This window comes from Micromonospora sp. NPDC051227 (assembly GCF_044455385.1).
Classification (GTDB): domain Bacteria; phylum Actinomycetota; class Actinomycetes; order Mycobacteriales; family Micromonosporaceae; genus Micromonospora.
The window spans coordinates 50,511-64,563 of sequence record NZ_JBITET010000003.1; the positions used below are offsets into that span (position 1 = coordinate 50,511).

Annotated in this window: 16 protein-coding genes; 7 read left to right on the forward strand and 9 right to left on the reverse strand. The window is 70.7% G+C overall.

What is annotated here, in order from left to right:
• Window positions 1-41 precede the first annotated feature (41 nt).
• Window positions 42-533 (forward strand): NUDIX domain-containing protein, encoded by a 492-nt coding sequence (locus tag ACIA47_RS08175; RefSeq protein ID WP_396706485.1) that lies wholly within the window; start codon window positions 42-44, stop codon window positions 531-533.
• Between the two features lie 15 nt (window positions 534-548).
• Here the strand turns inward: ACIA47_RS08175 and ACIA47_RS08180 are convergent, their stop codons facing one another.
• Complete coding sequence (locus ACIA47_RS08180) at window positions 549-1,583, reverse strand: aldo/keto reductase (protein ID WP_396706487.1); 1,035 nt, start codon at window positions 1,581-1,583, stop codon at window positions 549-551.
• Window positions 1,584-1,708: 125 nt separating this feature from the next.
• Here ACIA47_RS08180 and ACIA47_RS08185 point away from each other — a divergent pair, with 125 nt between their 5' ends.
• On the forward strand, window positions 1,709-2,341 hold the full coding sequence (locus tag ACIA47_RS08185; protein ID WP_396706489.1) for a TetR/AcrR family transcriptional regulator: 633 nt from the start codon (window positions 1,709-1,711) through the stop codon (window positions 2,339-2,341).
• 63 nt (window positions 2,342-2,404) lie between these two features.
• Here ACIA47_RS08185 and ACIA47_RS08190 read toward each other — a convergent pair whose 3' ends face one another.
• Both ACIA47_RS08190 and ACIA47_RS08195 read right to left on the reverse strand, forming a co-directional pair.
• Window positions 2,405-4,081 carry an MDR family MFS transporter gene (locus tag ACIA47_RS08190; protein WP_203123676.1) on the reverse strand — a complete coding sequence of 559 codons (1,677 nt, stop codon included), beginning with the start codon at window positions 4,079-4,081 and terminating at the stop codon, window positions 2,405-2,407.
• Window positions 4,082-4,239: 158 nt separating this feature from the next.
• Window positions 4,240-4,782, reverse strand: a complete 543-nt coding sequence (locus ACIA47_RS08195; RefSeq protein ID WP_112677663.1) for a type 1 glutamine amidotransferase domain-containing protein — start codon at window positions 4,780-4,782, stop codon at window positions 4,240-4,242.
• 183 nt (window positions 4,783-4,965) lie between these two features.
• Here ACIA47_RS08195 and rfaE2 point away from each other — a divergent pair, with 183 nt between their 5' ends.
• Together rfaE2 and ACIA47_RS08205 are read left to right on the forward strand one after the other, a co-directional pair.
• Window positions 4,966-6,801, forward strand: a complete 1,836-nt coding sequence (rfaE2, locus tag ACIA47_RS08200; protein WP_203123674.1) for a D-glycero-beta-D-manno-heptose 1-phosphate adenylyltransferase — start codon at window positions 4,966-4,968, stop codon at window positions 6,799-6,801.
• Window positions 6,798-7,676, forward strand: a complete 879-nt coding sequence (locus ACIA47_RS08205; RefSeq protein ID WP_203123672.1) for a glycosyltransferase family A protein — start codon at window positions 6,798-6,800, stop codon at window positions 7,674-7,676. The genes rfaE2 and ACIA47_RS08205 overlap by 4 nt, the downstream gene beginning before the upstream one ends.
• 1 nt (window position 7,677) lies before the next feature.
• Here the strand turns inward: ACIA47_RS08205 and ACIA47_RS08210 are convergent, their stop codons facing one another.
• Genes ACIA47_RS08210 through ACIA47_RS08220 form a run of 3 tightly spaced genes read right to left on the reverse strand, consistent with a single transcriptional unit; the run spans window position 7,678 to window position 9,847 of the window.
• Entirely contained in the window at window positions 7,678-8,784 is a 1,107-nt protein-coding gene (locus ACIA47_RS08210) for a glycosyltransferase family 9 protein (RefSeq protein ID WP_203123670.1), read from the reverse strand.
• Between the two features lie 8 nt (window positions 8,785-8,792).
• Window positions 8,793-9,344, reverse strand: coding sequence for an Hsp20/alpha crystallin family protein (locus tag ACIA47_RS08215; protein WP_396706492.1), 552 nt, complete (start codon window positions 9,342-9,344; stop codon window positions 8,793-8,795).
• Window positions 9,344-9,847, reverse strand: a complete 504-nt coding sequence (locus ACIA47_RS08220) for a DUF2231 domain-containing protein (protein WP_091395370.1) — start codon at window positions 9,845-9,847, stop codon at window positions 9,344-9,346. The genes ACIA47_RS08215 and ACIA47_RS08220 overlap by 1 nt, the downstream gene beginning before the upstream one ends.
• A gap of 166 nt (window positions 9,848-10,013) precedes the next feature.
• Here ACIA47_RS08220 and ACIA47_RS08225 point away from each other — a divergent pair, with 166 nt between their 5' ends.
• Window positions 10,014-10,631 carry a pyridoxamine 5'-phosphate oxidase family protein gene (locus ACIA47_RS08225; RefSeq protein WP_396706494.1) on the forward strand — a complete coding sequence of 206 codons (618 nt, stop codon included), beginning with the start codon at window positions 10,014-10,016 and terminating at the stop codon, window positions 10,629-10,631.
• A gap of 31 nt (window positions 10,632-10,662) precedes the next feature.
• Here the strand turns inward: ACIA47_RS08225 and ACIA47_RS08230 are convergent, their stop codons facing one another.
• Together ACIA47_RS08230 and ACIA47_RS08235 are read right to left on the reverse strand one after the other, a co-directional pair.
• Window positions 10,663-11,214: a DUF4240 domain-containing protein gene (locus ACIA47_RS08230; RefSeq protein WP_396706496.1), complete on the reverse strand. Its 552-nt coding sequence runs from the start codon at window positions 11,212-11,214 to the stop codon at window positions 10,663-10,665.
• Between the two features lie 31 nt (window positions 11,215-11,245).
• Window positions 11,246-11,653: a VOC family protein gene (locus tag ACIA47_RS08235; RefSeq protein ID WP_396706498.1), complete on the reverse strand. Its 408-nt coding sequence runs from the start codon at window positions 11,651-11,653 to the stop codon at window positions 11,246-11,248.
• Window positions 11,654-11,724: 71 nt separating this feature from the next.
• Between ACIA47_RS08235 and ACIA47_RS08240 the strand changes: the two genes are divergently transcribed.
• Together ACIA47_RS08240 and ACIA47_RS08245 are read left to right on the forward strand one after the other, a co-directional pair.
• The gene (locus ACIA47_RS08240; protein WP_396706500.1) at window positions 11,725-12,369 is read left to right on the forward strand and encodes a class I SAM-dependent DNA methyltransferase; all 645 of its coding nucleotides are present in this window, start codon (window positions 11,725-11,727) and stop codon (window positions 12,367-12,369) included.
• 83 nt (window positions 12,370-12,452) lie between these two features.
• The gene (locus ACIA47_RS08245) at window positions 12,453-13,319 is read left to right on the forward strand and encodes a patatin-like phospholipase family protein (protein WP_396706503.1); all 867 of its coding nucleotides are present in this window, start codon (window positions 12,453-12,455) and stop codon (window positions 13,317-13,319) included.
• A gap of 376 nt (window positions 13,320-13,695) precedes the next feature.
• On the opposite strand, the gene ACIA47_RS08250 is transcribed toward ACIA47_RS08245, so the two are convergent.
• Window positions 13,696-14,053 (reverse strand): hypothetical protein (locus tag ACIA47_RS08250; RefSeq protein ID WP_396706506.1); only part of this gene is annotated, 358 nt, incomplete at its 5' end.

Consider the following 14,053-nt stretch of genomic DNA (forward strand, 5'->3'; position numbering starts at 1 on the left):
GTCGGCGGTCACACGTTGGGAACCCCCGTAAGTTGTCGCAGGTGAGCATCTCCTGGGCCGACTCGTACGTGGGGCAGTTGCGCGCGCTCGCCGGGGACCGGACGCTGATGTTCGTCGGCGCCCGTGCCGTGGTCAGCGACGACGCCGGACGCATTCTGCTGATCAAACGCTCGGACAACGGCCAGTGGGCCATGCCGGCGGGCGCGATGGAGCTGGGCGAGTCGATCGCCGACTGCGCGGTACGCGAGGTCCGTGAGGAGACCGGGCTGCGCGCGCTGCGGGTCTGCGCGTTCGCCCTCTACACCGGCCCGGACCGGACGAGCACCAACATGTACGGCCACACGTACCAGGTGTTCACGACGGCGTTCAAGGTGGAGGAGTGGGACGGGCAGTTGGCCCGGGTCACCGACGAGACCACCGACGCCGGCTTCTTCGCCCGCGACCGGTTTCCCGCCCCACTCTCCACCTCGGTCATCGAGACTTTGGCCGACCTGGACGTCTTCGAGCAGACGAACCGGCTCATCCTCAAGTAGGTCGGCCGGGCCGCGTTACTGCGGGTAGCGCATCTCGGCGAAGAACCCTTCCTGGATCCAGTTCGGGTAGGCGACAGGCAGCTTGGTGGCCTCGTCCAGCTCGGTGAGGTCCTGCTCGGTCAGCGTGAGATCCGAGGCGGCGATGTTGTCGACCAACTGCTCGTGCTTGCGGGCACCGACGATCACGCTGGTCACCGCCGGTCGGGACAGCAGCCAGGCGACCGCCACCCGGGCCGGGCTCACCTCGTGCCGCTCGGCGACACCCTTGAGCACGTCGACCACTCCGAAGGCGTGCTCCGGGTCGAACGGGGTGAAGCTGGCGTACCCGGGCTGGGCGCTACGCGCGCCACTGTCGGCGACTGCGCCGTCCCGGCTGACCTTGCCGGAGAGGAAACCACCGGCGAGCGGGCTCCAGACGGTCAGCCCGACACCCTCGTTGAGCGCCATCGGCACCACGTCGCGCTCGACGTCCCGGCCCAGCAGCGAGTAGTACTCCTGCACCGAGACGAACCCGGCCAACTTCTCCCGGGCGGAGATACCGAGTGCCTTGGAGATCTGCCAGGCGGCGAAGTTGGCGGCGCCGATGTAGCGGACCTTGCCCTGCCGGACCGCGTCGTCGAGCGCGCGCAGCATCTCCTCCATGGGAGTGATCTGGTCGAAGTTGTGGATCTGGTACAGGTCGATGTGATCGGTGCCCAGCCGGCGCAGGCTGTTCTCCAGGTTCTGCATGATGTGCAGCCGGGAGGTGCCGACGTCGTTCGGGCCGGGGCCTGTCCGGGAGTGCACCTTCGTCGCCAGTACGACGTCGCGACGCCGCTTGCCGAGCGCCTTGCCGAGCAGTTCCTCGCTCTCGCCGTCGCTGTAGCCGTCGGCGGTGTCGACGAAGTTGACGCCCGCGTCCAGCGCGGTGTCCACCAGCCGCTGCACCTCGGGCAGCGCCAGCCCACCCAAGGGGCCCCAGAGCGGGTGCCCGCTGCCGCCGAAGGTCATCGCGCCGAGCGAGATCTCCGAGACGTACACCCCGGTGGTGCCCAGCAGTCGGTACTTCACGTGTGTTGCTCCTCGTGGTGGGTCGGAGGCCGAGGTCAGGCACTCTGTGGTCACTATGTCGGACACTGTGTCCGGCAACGAGCGTACGTCGCCGATCCGACCCACCGCCACCTAGGATTCCGGCTATGCCCTCGATCACCCGCCGCCGCCCGCGCCACCCCGGCGGACGCGCGGCCGTCGAAGCGCGGGTGCTGGCGGCCACCGAACGGCTCCTGGAGGAGGGGATCCGCTTCACCGACCTCGGCGTGCAGCGGATCGCCGCCGAGGCCGGCGTCGCGCGGTCGACCTTCTACACCCACTTCCGGGACAAGACCGAACTGCTCATGCGCCTCGCCGGCACCATGCGGGAGAGTTCGTTCGATCGCACCGGCGGCTGGGAGCCCGGCGGGCCCGGCGACCCGCTCGCGCGGCTGACCGAGGTCTTCGCCGACGTGATCCGGATATACCGGACGTACGCCCCGGTGCTGGCCGCGGTCAGCGAGGTCGCCGCGTACGACGAGGTGGTCCGGGAGTACTGGGCGGCCGGGCTGGAACAGTTCGTGACGCGCACGGAGGACGCGCTCCGGGTCGAGCAGCAGGCCGGGCGTACCCCCGTCGACCTGGACGTGACCGCTGCCAGCCGGCTGATCGTGGTCGGCGGCGACCGTTTCCTCGCCGACCACGTCAGCACGACCTCGGCCGACCCCGAGACCGACGCGGCAGCCGCCCGGGAGTTGGCCGCGACCTGGTGGTACGGCGCCTACCGCCGCCCCGCCTGACCACCGACGACCCGGCCGACGCCGACCGCCCCGGAGCGTCCGGGGCGGTCGGTGTCGAGACGCTCAGATCATCGTCTGGGACTTGGCCTCCATGTCGGCGGCGGCCTCCTCCTTCGACTCGCGGGTCAACGGCTTGCCGCCCGGAGCCGGGGCCTCCCCGCCCAGCGGGTCGGCCCCACCGGTGGCACCCTTCGGGCCGGCACCCCGCAGCTGCGTGTTGGGCAGCGTCACTGTGACCACCACCGCCACGATCGCGATCAGGCCGGCGGTCAGGAAGACCATGTCCAGCGCGTCGACGAACGCACCCTGGATGGCCGCGCGCACCGGCCCCGGCAGGGCCAGGATGGTGGCCGGATCGTTGATCGAGATGTTGGCGCCGCCACTCGCCGCCACCGCGGCCTGCTCCTGCGGCGGGAGCTGCGCGATCGCGCCGGGCAACCGGTCGGCGAGTCCGCTGGTCAGCCGGGACGAGAGCACCGTGCCGAGGATCGCCACCCCGAACGAACCGCCCAGCGACCGGAAGAAGGTCGCCGAGGAGGTGCCAGCACCCAGGTCGCGTACCGAGACCGCGTTCTGTACCGCCAGGATCAGCGACTGCATACACAGACCCAGCCCCACGCCGATCACCACCATGTACCCGAATGCCACCCAGAGCGAGGTGGCCACCTCCAGCTGGGTGAAGAGGAACATGCCGACCAGGAGCGTCACCGAACCGGCCACCGGGAACCACTTGTAGCGGCCGATCCTGGTCATCGCGCGGCCGGTCAGGATCGAGGTGATGATGATGCCGGCCATCATCGGCAGCATCAGCAGACCGCTGCGGGTCGGCGAGGCGCCCTTCACGATCTGCAGGTACAGCGGGATGAAGATGATCGAACCGAACATCACCAGACCGATGATGAGCAGGGCCGAGTTGGCCAACGCGAAGGTGGCGCTCCGGAACAGCCGCAGCGGCAGGATCGGCTCGGCCACCCGGGCCTCCTGGAGGACGAAGAGCACCCCCAGCACCACGCCGGCCACGAAGAGACCGATGATCACGCCGGAGCCCCAGGCGTACTCGTTGCCACCCCAGCTCAGCGCGAGCAGCAGCGAACTCACCGCGGCCACCAGCAGGCCGGCGCCGAGCCAGTCGATCGAGTGGTCCCGACGTTCGAACGGGATCAACCGCATCACGTGGTAGCAGACGACGATGGCCAGGATCGCCAGCGGCACGTTGATGTAGAAGATCCACCGCCAGTCCGTCTCCGCGAAGTAACCGCCCACCAGCGGCCCGGCGACCGACGAGATCCCGAAGACCGCGCCGAACAGGCCCTGGTACCGACCACGCTCCCGGGGTGACACCACGTCCGAGATGATGGTGAACGCGAGCGTCAGCAGACCACCGGCGCCGAGACCCTGGATACCCCGGGTGACGATCAGCTGGGTCATGTTCTGCGACAGCCCGGCCAGCAACGACCCGAGCAGGAACGTGCCGATCGAGAAGAGGAAGACCGGCCGACGCCCGTACAGGTCGGCCATCTTGCCGTAGAGCGGCGTCGACGCGGTCGAGGCGAGCAGGTACGCGGTGACCACCCAGGAGTAGTGGTTGATCCCGCCCAACTCGCCCACGATGGTCGGGAGCGCCGTACCAACGATGGTCTGGTCGAGTGCGGCCAGCAGCATGCCGGTCATCAGGCCCAACATGAGCAGCCGGATCTGCTGACGGTTCAGCACCGGCGCATCTGAGGCTTCGGTGGTCATGTGGCCTTCTATCCCGCGAGCCGCAGAACATGCGCCGAACCACCAAAAAACCAACCCGGTACCGCACCCGCTCCGCCAGCGTCGGTCATGAAGTTATCGCCACGACACGCCGCGTGCTACGGCAATAACTTCATGATCAACGGAGGGGTGGCTGGGGGTTAGGGGGTGGTGAAGGTTTTGGTGATTGCTGCGCAGAAGGCGGGGAGATCGTCGGGTTTGCGGCTGCTGGTCAGGTTGCCGTCGGTGACGCACTCCTCGTCCACCCAGGTGGCCCCGGCGTTGGTCAGATCGGTACGAAGGGTCGGCCAGGACGTGATCCGCCGGCCGCGCACCACGTCCGCCTCGATGAGCGTCCACGGGCCGTGACAGATCACCCCGACGGGCTTGCCCGCGTCGAAGAACGCCTTCACGAACCGCACCGCGTCCGGGTCGCCCCGCAGGAAGTCCGGGTTCGCCACCCCTCCGGGCAGCACCAGCGCGTCGTAGCCGGCGGCGTCGGCCTTGTCGACGGTCACGTCCACGTCGTACGTCTTGGAGTGGTCCAGGTGGTTGAAGGACTGGATGGAACCGGGCTTCAGCGAAACCAGCTCGGCCGTCGCGCCGGCGTTCTCGACCGCCTCGCGTGGCTGGACGTACTCGACCTCCTCGACGCCGTCGGCGGCCAGGAAGGCGATCCGCTTGCCCTGCAATGTCGCTGCCATCTCGGTACATCTCCTTTCCGGGGGGGTACCGCAATCCCCTTCCCGCGCTCGAACGCCCGAAACAGGTCGGACAGGTTCGGACCGGTGAGGACCGGTCAGGAGCCGCCGAAGACCGGCCTGACCAGCGGCGGGACCGGTCGGCGCGCAGGTTTGTCCGCCAGGCCGCTGGGGACCCGGGGAGGCATGGCAGGAGCAGCAGCGGAGCAGCGCCGGTTCGCCGCCGTCGTGGAGAGCTGGCTCGGACGCCCAGTCCTGATCGTCGGTGACGCCATGTTGGACGAATGGCGGTTCGCCGACTCCGACCGGCTCTGCCGGGAGGCGCCCGCCCCGGTCCTCACCCTGCGCCGGCGGATCTCCGCCGCCGGTGGGGCCGCGAACACCGCCGTCAACGTCGCCGCCCTCGGCGGCCGGGCGGTGCTGGTGGCACCGGTCGGCGCCGACGTCGCCGGGGACGAACTGCACGACTGTCTGGACCGCGCGAGCGTCTGGGACCGCACTGTCAACCAGCCCGGGCGACCCACCCCGGTCAAGCGGCGGATGTTGGCCGGCAACCAGATCCTGCTGCGTGAGGACTCCGGCGACCCGGAGGACGCGCTGGACCACGACGGGGTGAGCCGGCTGCTCACCGCCCTGAGCTGCGCCACCGAGGAGTTGCGCGCCGCCGCCGGTGGTGAGGCGCCGACCCTGGTGGTCTGCGACTACGGCCTGGGCGCGCTGCCCGCCCCGGTCCGCGCGTGGCTGGTCGACAACCGCCAGCGGTACGCCACTGTCGCGCTGGACGCCCACGACCTGGCCGATTGGCGGGGGCTCGCGCCGACAGTGGTCACTCCCAGCTTCGCCGAGGCGACCCGGCTGTTGGCCCGCGCGGGCGGTACGACCCGACCGACCGGCGGGACCGAACTGCACCTGGAACACCCGGACGGCGACCCCGTCGACGGGCCGTCCGAAATGACCGTCGGCGCGGCCCCGGGGGCGGTACGCGCCGACGACACCGCCGCCGAGTCGACCCGGGCCGACCGCCCGGGGCCGGTCGGCGAGCCCACCCCGGGCGAGGGACGGGTCGCCCTCACCGGTGACGGGCTCAGCGTCACCGGCACCGGCGTCACAGTGAACACCCGGGCCGGAGAGGGCGTCGACCGGGCCGTCCTGGCCAGGTCGCGGCTGGCCGAACTGCGTGCCCACACCGGTGCCGACGTGGTCGCGGTGACCCTGGACACCGAGGGCGCGGTGGTCGGCGGCGCCGACGGGGAGCCACGACGCAGCCACAGCACTCCGGTGCCGGCAAGCCACGCCGTGGGTGCCGGCGACGCGTACCTGGCGGCGATGACGTTGGCCCTGGCCGCCGACGCGCCCCTGCCCACCGCCGCCCAACTCGCCCAACTCGCGGCCACCATCACCGTCTCGGACACCGGCACCTGCGTCTGCCGACGGGACGACCTGCTCGCCGCGTTGGACCAGCCAACCGACACCCCGAGCCACCCCGCGCTGGTCGGCGGCGACGAGTTGGACGCGATCGTCGCCGAGTACCGCGAGGCGGGACGGTCGGTGGTCTTCACCAACGGCTGCTTCGACGTGCTGCATCGCGGGCATGTGCGCTACCTGGAGCAGGCCCGCGCGTTGGGCGACCTGCTCATCGTGGCGGTCAACTCGGACGGCAGCGTACGACGGCTGAAGGGCCCGGACCGGCCGGTCAACCCGGTCGAGGACCGAGGTGCCCTGCTCGCCGCACTCGCCTGCGTGGACCACGTGGTGGTCTTCGAGGAGGACTCACCGGCCGCGCTGATCGAGGCGGTCCGACCGGACGTGTACGTCAAGGGCGGCGACTATCCGCCGGAGCTGGTGCCGGAGGCGCCGCTGGTGCGCCGGCTGGGCGGCCAGGTGCGCACCCTGGGGTACGTGCCGGACCGGTCCACCTCCGCGATCATCGAGCGGATCCGGTCGCACAGCCAGGACCCGTCGCCACACATCGACGACCGGGAACCCGACCCGTCGCTGCGCACCCGCACCCAGGCGTCGTGAACCGCCCCCTCGACCTCGGCACCCCGGAGGAGTTCCGCGCCGACCGGCTGGTCGACGTGCTGATTCCGACCCGGAACCGGCCCGCCGAGCTGGCCGTCACCCTGGCCGGTCTCGCCGCCCAGGACGGGGTACCCGGCTTCGGCGTGGTCGTCAGCGACCAGTCCGACGGCGATCCGGCGTACGCGCATCCCGCCGCCGCCACCATGGTCCGGGCGCTGCGCCACCGGGGGCACCCGGTGCTGCTGACCCGCCGGCTGCCCCGACGGGGGTTGGCCGAACACCGGGCGTACCTGCTCGCCGCCTCGGCCGCCCGGTACGTCCTCAGCCTCGACGACGACATCTGGCTGGAACCGGGTGCGCTGCACCGACTGGTCACCGCGATCGGTGAGCTGGGCTGCGGGTTCGTCGGCAACGGCGTGCACGGGCTCTCGTACACCGACGACGTACGGCCGGAATCGCACGGCCACTACGAGGAGTGGGCCGGACCGCCCACACCGGAGCGGATCCGACCCGGCACCTCGGAGTGGAACCGGGCCCGGATCCACTCGGCCGCGAACCTGCTGCACATCACCGAGCAGTTGGCGCTGCCGCCGGGCGCGTGGCGGGCGTACAAGGTCTCCTGGATCGGCGGGTGCGTGCTCTACGACCGGGCCAAGCTCGTTGACGCCGGCGGCTTCGACTTCTGGCGTCGGGTGCAGGAGAAGCACCAGGGCGAGGACGTGGCCGCGCAGCTCGCCGTGTTGTCCCGCCACGGCGGCGCGGGCATCCTGCCCAGCGGCGCGTACCACCTGGAGTCCCCCACCACGGTCACCGACCGGGACGTCGAGGCGTGGGAGGTCGTCCTCGCCGACGAGGACACCCCGCAGCCGGCCTGACCTACGCGGTGAGCAGATCCCGGGCGGCTTCCAGCACCTCGATCACCGGTACGTCGGTCACGAACGAGTCCCGGTGCGGGCAGTCACCGTCGCCGGGCCGGTGCGGATAGATGCCCGGTGTGCAGTCGACCCCGCAGACCGGGCAGTGCACCGTCCACGAGCTGATCGGCCGGTGCCGACCCCGCAGCGGGCTGGCCCCGTTGATCAGGTTGCCGACCCAGAAGATGCCCACAGTGGGCGTGCCCACCGCGGCGGCCAGGTGCAGCGGGCCGGTGTCGTTCGAGACGACCAACGCGCAGTCGGCGTAGCAGCCGACCAGCCCACCCAGGCTGAGCGTGCCCACCTGTGGGCGCACCGGCACCTGCGCCGCAGCGACGACCCGGTCCACCACCTCCTGCTCCGAGGGCGTGCCGGTGACCAGCACCTCGTAGCCGTCCTCGTGCAGCGCACGGGCCACCTCGGCGAAGCGCTCGGCGGGCCAGCGGCGGCGGGTGTCGGTGGCACCCGGATGCAATGCCACCCGGGGACGGCTTGCCGGGCCCAGCACCTGGGCGGCCTCGGCCCGGTCGGCGTCGGTCACCGCCAGCGTCGGCGTGATGGTGGTGGCCGGCGCCCCCGCCAGCGCCACCACCTCCAGGTAGCGGATCACCTCGTGCTGGTAGTAGACGTAGCGCAGCCACCGGTCCAGCGGTGGCGCGTCTTCGGTGCGCAGGCCGACGGTCAACCGGGCACCGAGCCGACTGATCAGCGGGTTGGAGTTGGCACCCCCGCCGTGGATCTGCACCGCCAGGTCGAATTCCGCACCGGTGGCAGCGGCCACGAAGTCGTCCATCGACGACTCCGGCTCGCCCTGCTCCGGCGTACGGATGCCGGCTGCCGGCGGCACCACCAGCACCCGGTCCACCGGGCCGGGCCGGTCGCGCCAGAGTTTCGCGTGCCACGGCGCCCCGAGCAGCACGATCTCCGCCGAGGGGTACGCGCTGCGCAGCGCGTCAAACGCCGGCAGGGCGAAGATGAAATCACCGAGCGCGTTGGCGCGCAGCACGGCGATCCGCCGCACGTCGGAAAGGCGCTCGGCGGTCGGACCGAGCACGGACGGGGTGACCACCCGGCCCGCTACGGCCGGTCGATCTCGCTGGCGGTGTCCGGGCGGTGCAGCTCCCGGTCCGCTGCGGGATCGGCTGGCATCGGCGTACCCGCGGAGAGGTCGCCGGAGCGCGGCCCGGTGCGGCCGACGGTAATGGTGCGCGGCGCGGGCCGAGTCGCCCGTGGCAGCCGCACCCGGAGCAGGCCGTGGTCCATCACCGCGTCGATGGTGTCCGGGTCGACCCGCGCCGGCAGGTTGACCCGGTACTCGAAGCCGCGCGTCTCGAAGCCGCCGGGGATGCCCTGGTCGGCGTTGACCTCCGCCTCCGAGCGGGCCCGCACGCACAACTCGCGGTCGTCCAACTCGACGGCCACCTCCTCCGGCGCCACCCCGGGCAGCCGGACGACGACCTCCCAGCCGTCCGAGGTCTCGGTCAACTCGACGTCGGACGCCCCGCCGCGACCACCGACCAGGCGACTCAACTCGGAGCGCAGCGACTGCAACTCCCCCATCGGGTCCCAGCCCTGCTGCCGGCTGCCGCGCCACCCCCGGCCGAAGCCGCCAAACTGCTGCTCGCTCATCACACCTCTCCGATCCGCTGGGTGGCCGCGGGCGGCCGTAGTGAGCTGGGCGCGTCCAGGCCGGCGTCGCTGTCGACGCCCACACCGAGCCGGTCGACCAGCTCACCACCGAGCCAGGCGCTGATGCCGAGAATCGCCAGCGCGACCACCTCGATGGCGACGAGTGCCCCGCCGGCGGCCCGGGAATCCGCGTTGAGCCGCACCGCCCACACGGCGGCGAAGAGCAGGATCACCGCGACGTTGGCGCCCGCGTGCAGCAGCCCCACCCGCTTGGCGCGGGTGCCGGTCGGAATCGCCAGCAGGTCGAACGAGCCGGCCGCCGCGGCGAGCAGGCCGCCGATCAGGCCGACGGTGATGTTCCAGTACGCGACCTCGCCGAGGAAGTCGGGACCGCCGACGGTGTCCACCACGTCGAACAGCACCGCCGTGGCCAACAGCGCGACCGGGAACATCACCAGCATCGGATGGACTGGGTGACCCAGTACCTTGAGTCGGCTCTCCATCTCCCGGCCTCCACTGGTCGGCGTCCTGCGGAATGGTCTGCTGCGGCGAGCACGTCGGGTGAGGCCGTACCCCCGGCAACCAGGCACAAACCTCGCGCTGGTCACGGCGGCCTAGGCTGACGACGGTGGTGCCCGCCACCGGGTCAACGGCTGAGGGAGGATCAACGTGACGGTGGAGATCACTTCGCACGAGGAGTTGCGCGAGCTTCTCGGCGTGCCCAACGCGCGGGCCGCCGACAAGGAACGCACCCGGCTGCACGAACGGGACCGCGAGTGGCTCGGCGCCTCGCCGTTCTGTCTGATGTCCACGGCCGGCGCGGACGGCAGCTGCGACGTCTCGCCCAAGGGCGACCCGGCCGGGTTCGCCCTGGTGCTGGACGACACGACCATCGCGCTGCCCGAGCGGCCCGGCAACAAGCGGGCCGACGGCTACCGCAACATCCTCGACAACCCGCACATCGGGTTGCTCTTCCTCATCCCCGGGCGGACCGACACGCTGCGGATCAACGGGCGGGCCCGCCTGGTCAGTGACGCGCCCTGGTTCGACGAGATGGTGGTCAAGGGGCACCGGCCGGCGCTCGCCGTGGTGGTGGAGATCGAGCAGATCTTCTACCACTGCGCGAAGGCGTTCCTGCGCTCCGCGCTGTGGCGGCCGGAGACCTGGCAGCCCGAGGCACTGCCGTCCCGGGCACGTCTGATCAAGGAGGTCGAGGCCCCGACGGAGAGCCTCGAAGACCTGGAACGGCACTACGGCCCGGAGTACGCCACGAAGATCTACGTCTGAGTCCGCACCGAGTGACCCGGGCTGGTGCCGGTCAGGCCGACCAGCCGGCCGGGTTGCCGAACGATTCCCGGGAGATCCCGGAGCCGGTCTCCGGCCACGAACCGAACCGGTCGTTGTGCAGGTGCGCGAAGAGATAACACATGCCCTCGCAGTCGGCGTCCAGCAGCGCCATCGTGGGGTTGGCGCGGACCGCTTCGTAGTACGCCCGCCCTATGGCGACGATGAAACCTCGGGCATAGAGGAAGCCGTCGTCCGACCCGTCGGTCACCTCGTGGATGTCCTCCCGATCGATGTCGTGCAGCTTGCGCTCGACCACCCGGTCGAGGTCGGTCAGCTCCCGCCCGGTCAGCTCGGCGGTCAGGTGCCCGAGGCGATCCAGAAAGGCATCAAGCCAGGCGTCGATCGCGTAGGACGGGCCGTCATCGTCATCGCCGCCGTCGGCGGGGTCGCGCTCGATGAGGGCCTGCCGCAGCGCCAAGGGCTCGGCACCCAACTCGGCCCACGCAGCTTCGATGAGTGCCCACAGCCGGGCCTCGTCGGCGGGGGTGGGCAGCGTCCCAGGGGCATCGGTGGTCACGGTCACCGCCGGACCGTAACCACCACCACCGACGGTTTCAGGACTCCGGATCGGCGGACACCATCCACAAGTGACCGTCCGGGTCTGCGAAGACGCCCGCGTACGCCCAGGGTTGGTTCGCCGCCTCGGTGATGATCTCGGCGCCGGCAGCGCGCGCCCGCTCGACGAGCGCGTCCGCTTCGGTCGGCGAAGCGACACCAAGGTTGAGCAGACATTCGCTCTGGCCCCTCGGGGCGACCTCGTGTCGGCCGATCACCCAACCGAAGCCGCCGGTCGGGATGAGCATCAGCCGCAGCCCGTCGTTGACCACGAACTGCAACGGCTCCGGGATACCGTCGTCGGCCAACTCGCCCACGGCGTCGAGGCCGAGCCCGTCGCGATAGAAGCGGTAGGAGGTGGCCCGGTCAGCGATGGGCAGACTCACGATCACCGGCGCGGAAGTCATGGGTGGACGCCTCCAAACTGTCGGTCCGGCAAGGTCAGGCATCAGTGTGTCGCTGAATTAGCGTTGGACTCGTGACCGTAGACGATTGGTTGACTGCGACCCGCACCTCCTACGACACGGTCGCGGTCAGCTACGCGCACCTGGTACGTGACCTCCTGGCGGAGGCACCGTACGAACAAGCCGCGCTGGCATCGTTCGCCGAGCTCGTACAGGTTGCCGGCGGCGGGTCGGTCGCGGATGTGGGCTGCGGGACGGGTCGCATCACCGCCCACCTGCACACGCTCGGCGTCGACGCCTTCGGGATCGATCTCTCGCCCGGGATGATCGAGGTGGCCCGCCGTGATCACCCGGAGCTGAGGTTCGAGGTCGGCTCGATGACCGACCTCAATCTGGCCGACGGCTCGGTCGCCGGCCTGGTCGCCTGGTATTCGCTCATCCACATCCCTGACGACCAGATCGGCGCGGTGTTCGCGCACTTCCGGCGGGTGATGCGTCCCGGTGGCCCACTGCTGCTCGGTTTCCACGTGGGCGACGAGACGACCCTCAAGACGGAGGGCTACGGCGGCCACTCGATGAACGTGCGCGTCCATCGTCGGCAGCCTGCCCAGGTAGCGGCCTGGCTACGCCAGAGCGGGTTCACGGTCGACTCGCAGACCACCGTCACCTCGGCAGAGAGCCGGCTCGGCGGCATCATCGTCGGACGACGGGAGCCCTGATCGCCCGTTGTCAATCCCTCCTCGTCACTGTTAGCCTAAACTGCGTACGGCGTCAGCAGTATTCGACGCGAGTGAGGCGACTGATGACGGGCGACGCGCGGCCCGTCTGGGTGCTCGGTGGCGGTGGAGTGGCTGGCATCGCCTGGGAGGTCGGCATCCTCACCGGGCTCGCGGACGAGGGAGTGACAGTGGCCCCGGAGGCCGTCCTCATCGGCACCAGCTCCGGCGCCGTGGTGGGCGCCCAGCTCACCAGTGGCAGCCCACTCGCGGAACTCTTCGAGCGCCAGCACGGCGGCGTCGCACACGAAACCTCACCCGCACCGGGCCTGCTCCACCTGCTTCGGCTCGCGCGGGCACAACTGTTCGCGCGCAGCCCCGAGCAGGCCGCTCGCCGCCTCGGTCGACTCGCCCTCGCCGCACGCATCAACGACCCGTCCCGGCAGCGCCGGATAGCCGAGGCCCGCCTGCCCAACCACGCTTGGCCGTACGACGTGGACCTTCGCATCGTGGTGGTCGACACCGAAACCGGCGCCAGCCGCACCATCACCCGGCACGACGGCGTCCCCCTGGTGGACGCCGTCGCCGCGAGCTGCGCCATGCCGATCTCCGCGGCGCCGGTCAGCATCGGCGACCGCCGCTACATGGACGGCGGCATGCGGTCGACCCTCAACCTCGACCTCGCCCCCGGAAACGGCCCGGTCATCGCCCTCGCGCCGAGCACCGCCGCGATCGGACCCTGGGCGCGCATCGACAAGCAGCGAGCCGCGCTCGGAACGGGTCGCCGGGTGGAGGTGCTGCTCCGGGACCCGGCCTCCAAACGAGCGCAGGGGACCAGCGTGATGGACCGATCCGTCGTCCCCGCGCTCGTGGCCGCAGCCCGCAATCAGGGCCGACGCGAGGCACCCCGAGTGGCCGCCGCACTTGGGAATCGAGGTCCCGCAACGCGATAGCCAGGGGTTATGCCCCTATCGCAAGTAAATTCCACCTTCTCCTAAATGTACCCAAGTACTGTCAAAACCCCTCTCGGCCGACTAATCAGTCGAATACGCTACGACTCGCCCAAGTAATAACGTCAGGTGGCTAGTAGGTAGCTCTGGGTGTATCCGGGGTGGCTCTGGAGGGGTCATGAGTAACAACCGACGGCTGCGGCGCAGCCGGAACCATGGCCGGGCCGCTTCAGGGCTGAGCTCCGCCCTACTGGTAGTCGGAATGACGGGTGGGCCCGCAGCCGCAGCTCCGCCGGTGGAGACGAAGGCGTCCGCACAGGACGTACACATCGGTACGCCCGGTCCGCTCGGCCAACGCGGCGCGTGGCCGTCATCCTGGTCAACTGTCCGCCAAGACGACGACGGACCCGGCGATTCGTGGGACCAGTACCCCGACGGGCAAACGGACTACGGCCCACAGGGCTGGCAGAGCCCATGGGGTGGTCACGACAAGGACAAGGGCGACTACCCGAACGACAAGCATGGCACTCAAGGCCCCCAGGGTGCCCAAGGTGCCCAGGGCGATGCGGGCGCTCACGGTGCCACCGGAGCCCAAGGTTCCCAGGGCGACGCAGGCGCGCAGGGCGACGCAGGCGCGCAGGGTGCGACCGGCGCTCAAGGCGCGCAGGGCGACGCAGGCGCACAAGGCGCCACCGGAGCCCAGGGTGCCCAGGGCGACGCAGGCGCACAAGGCTTCC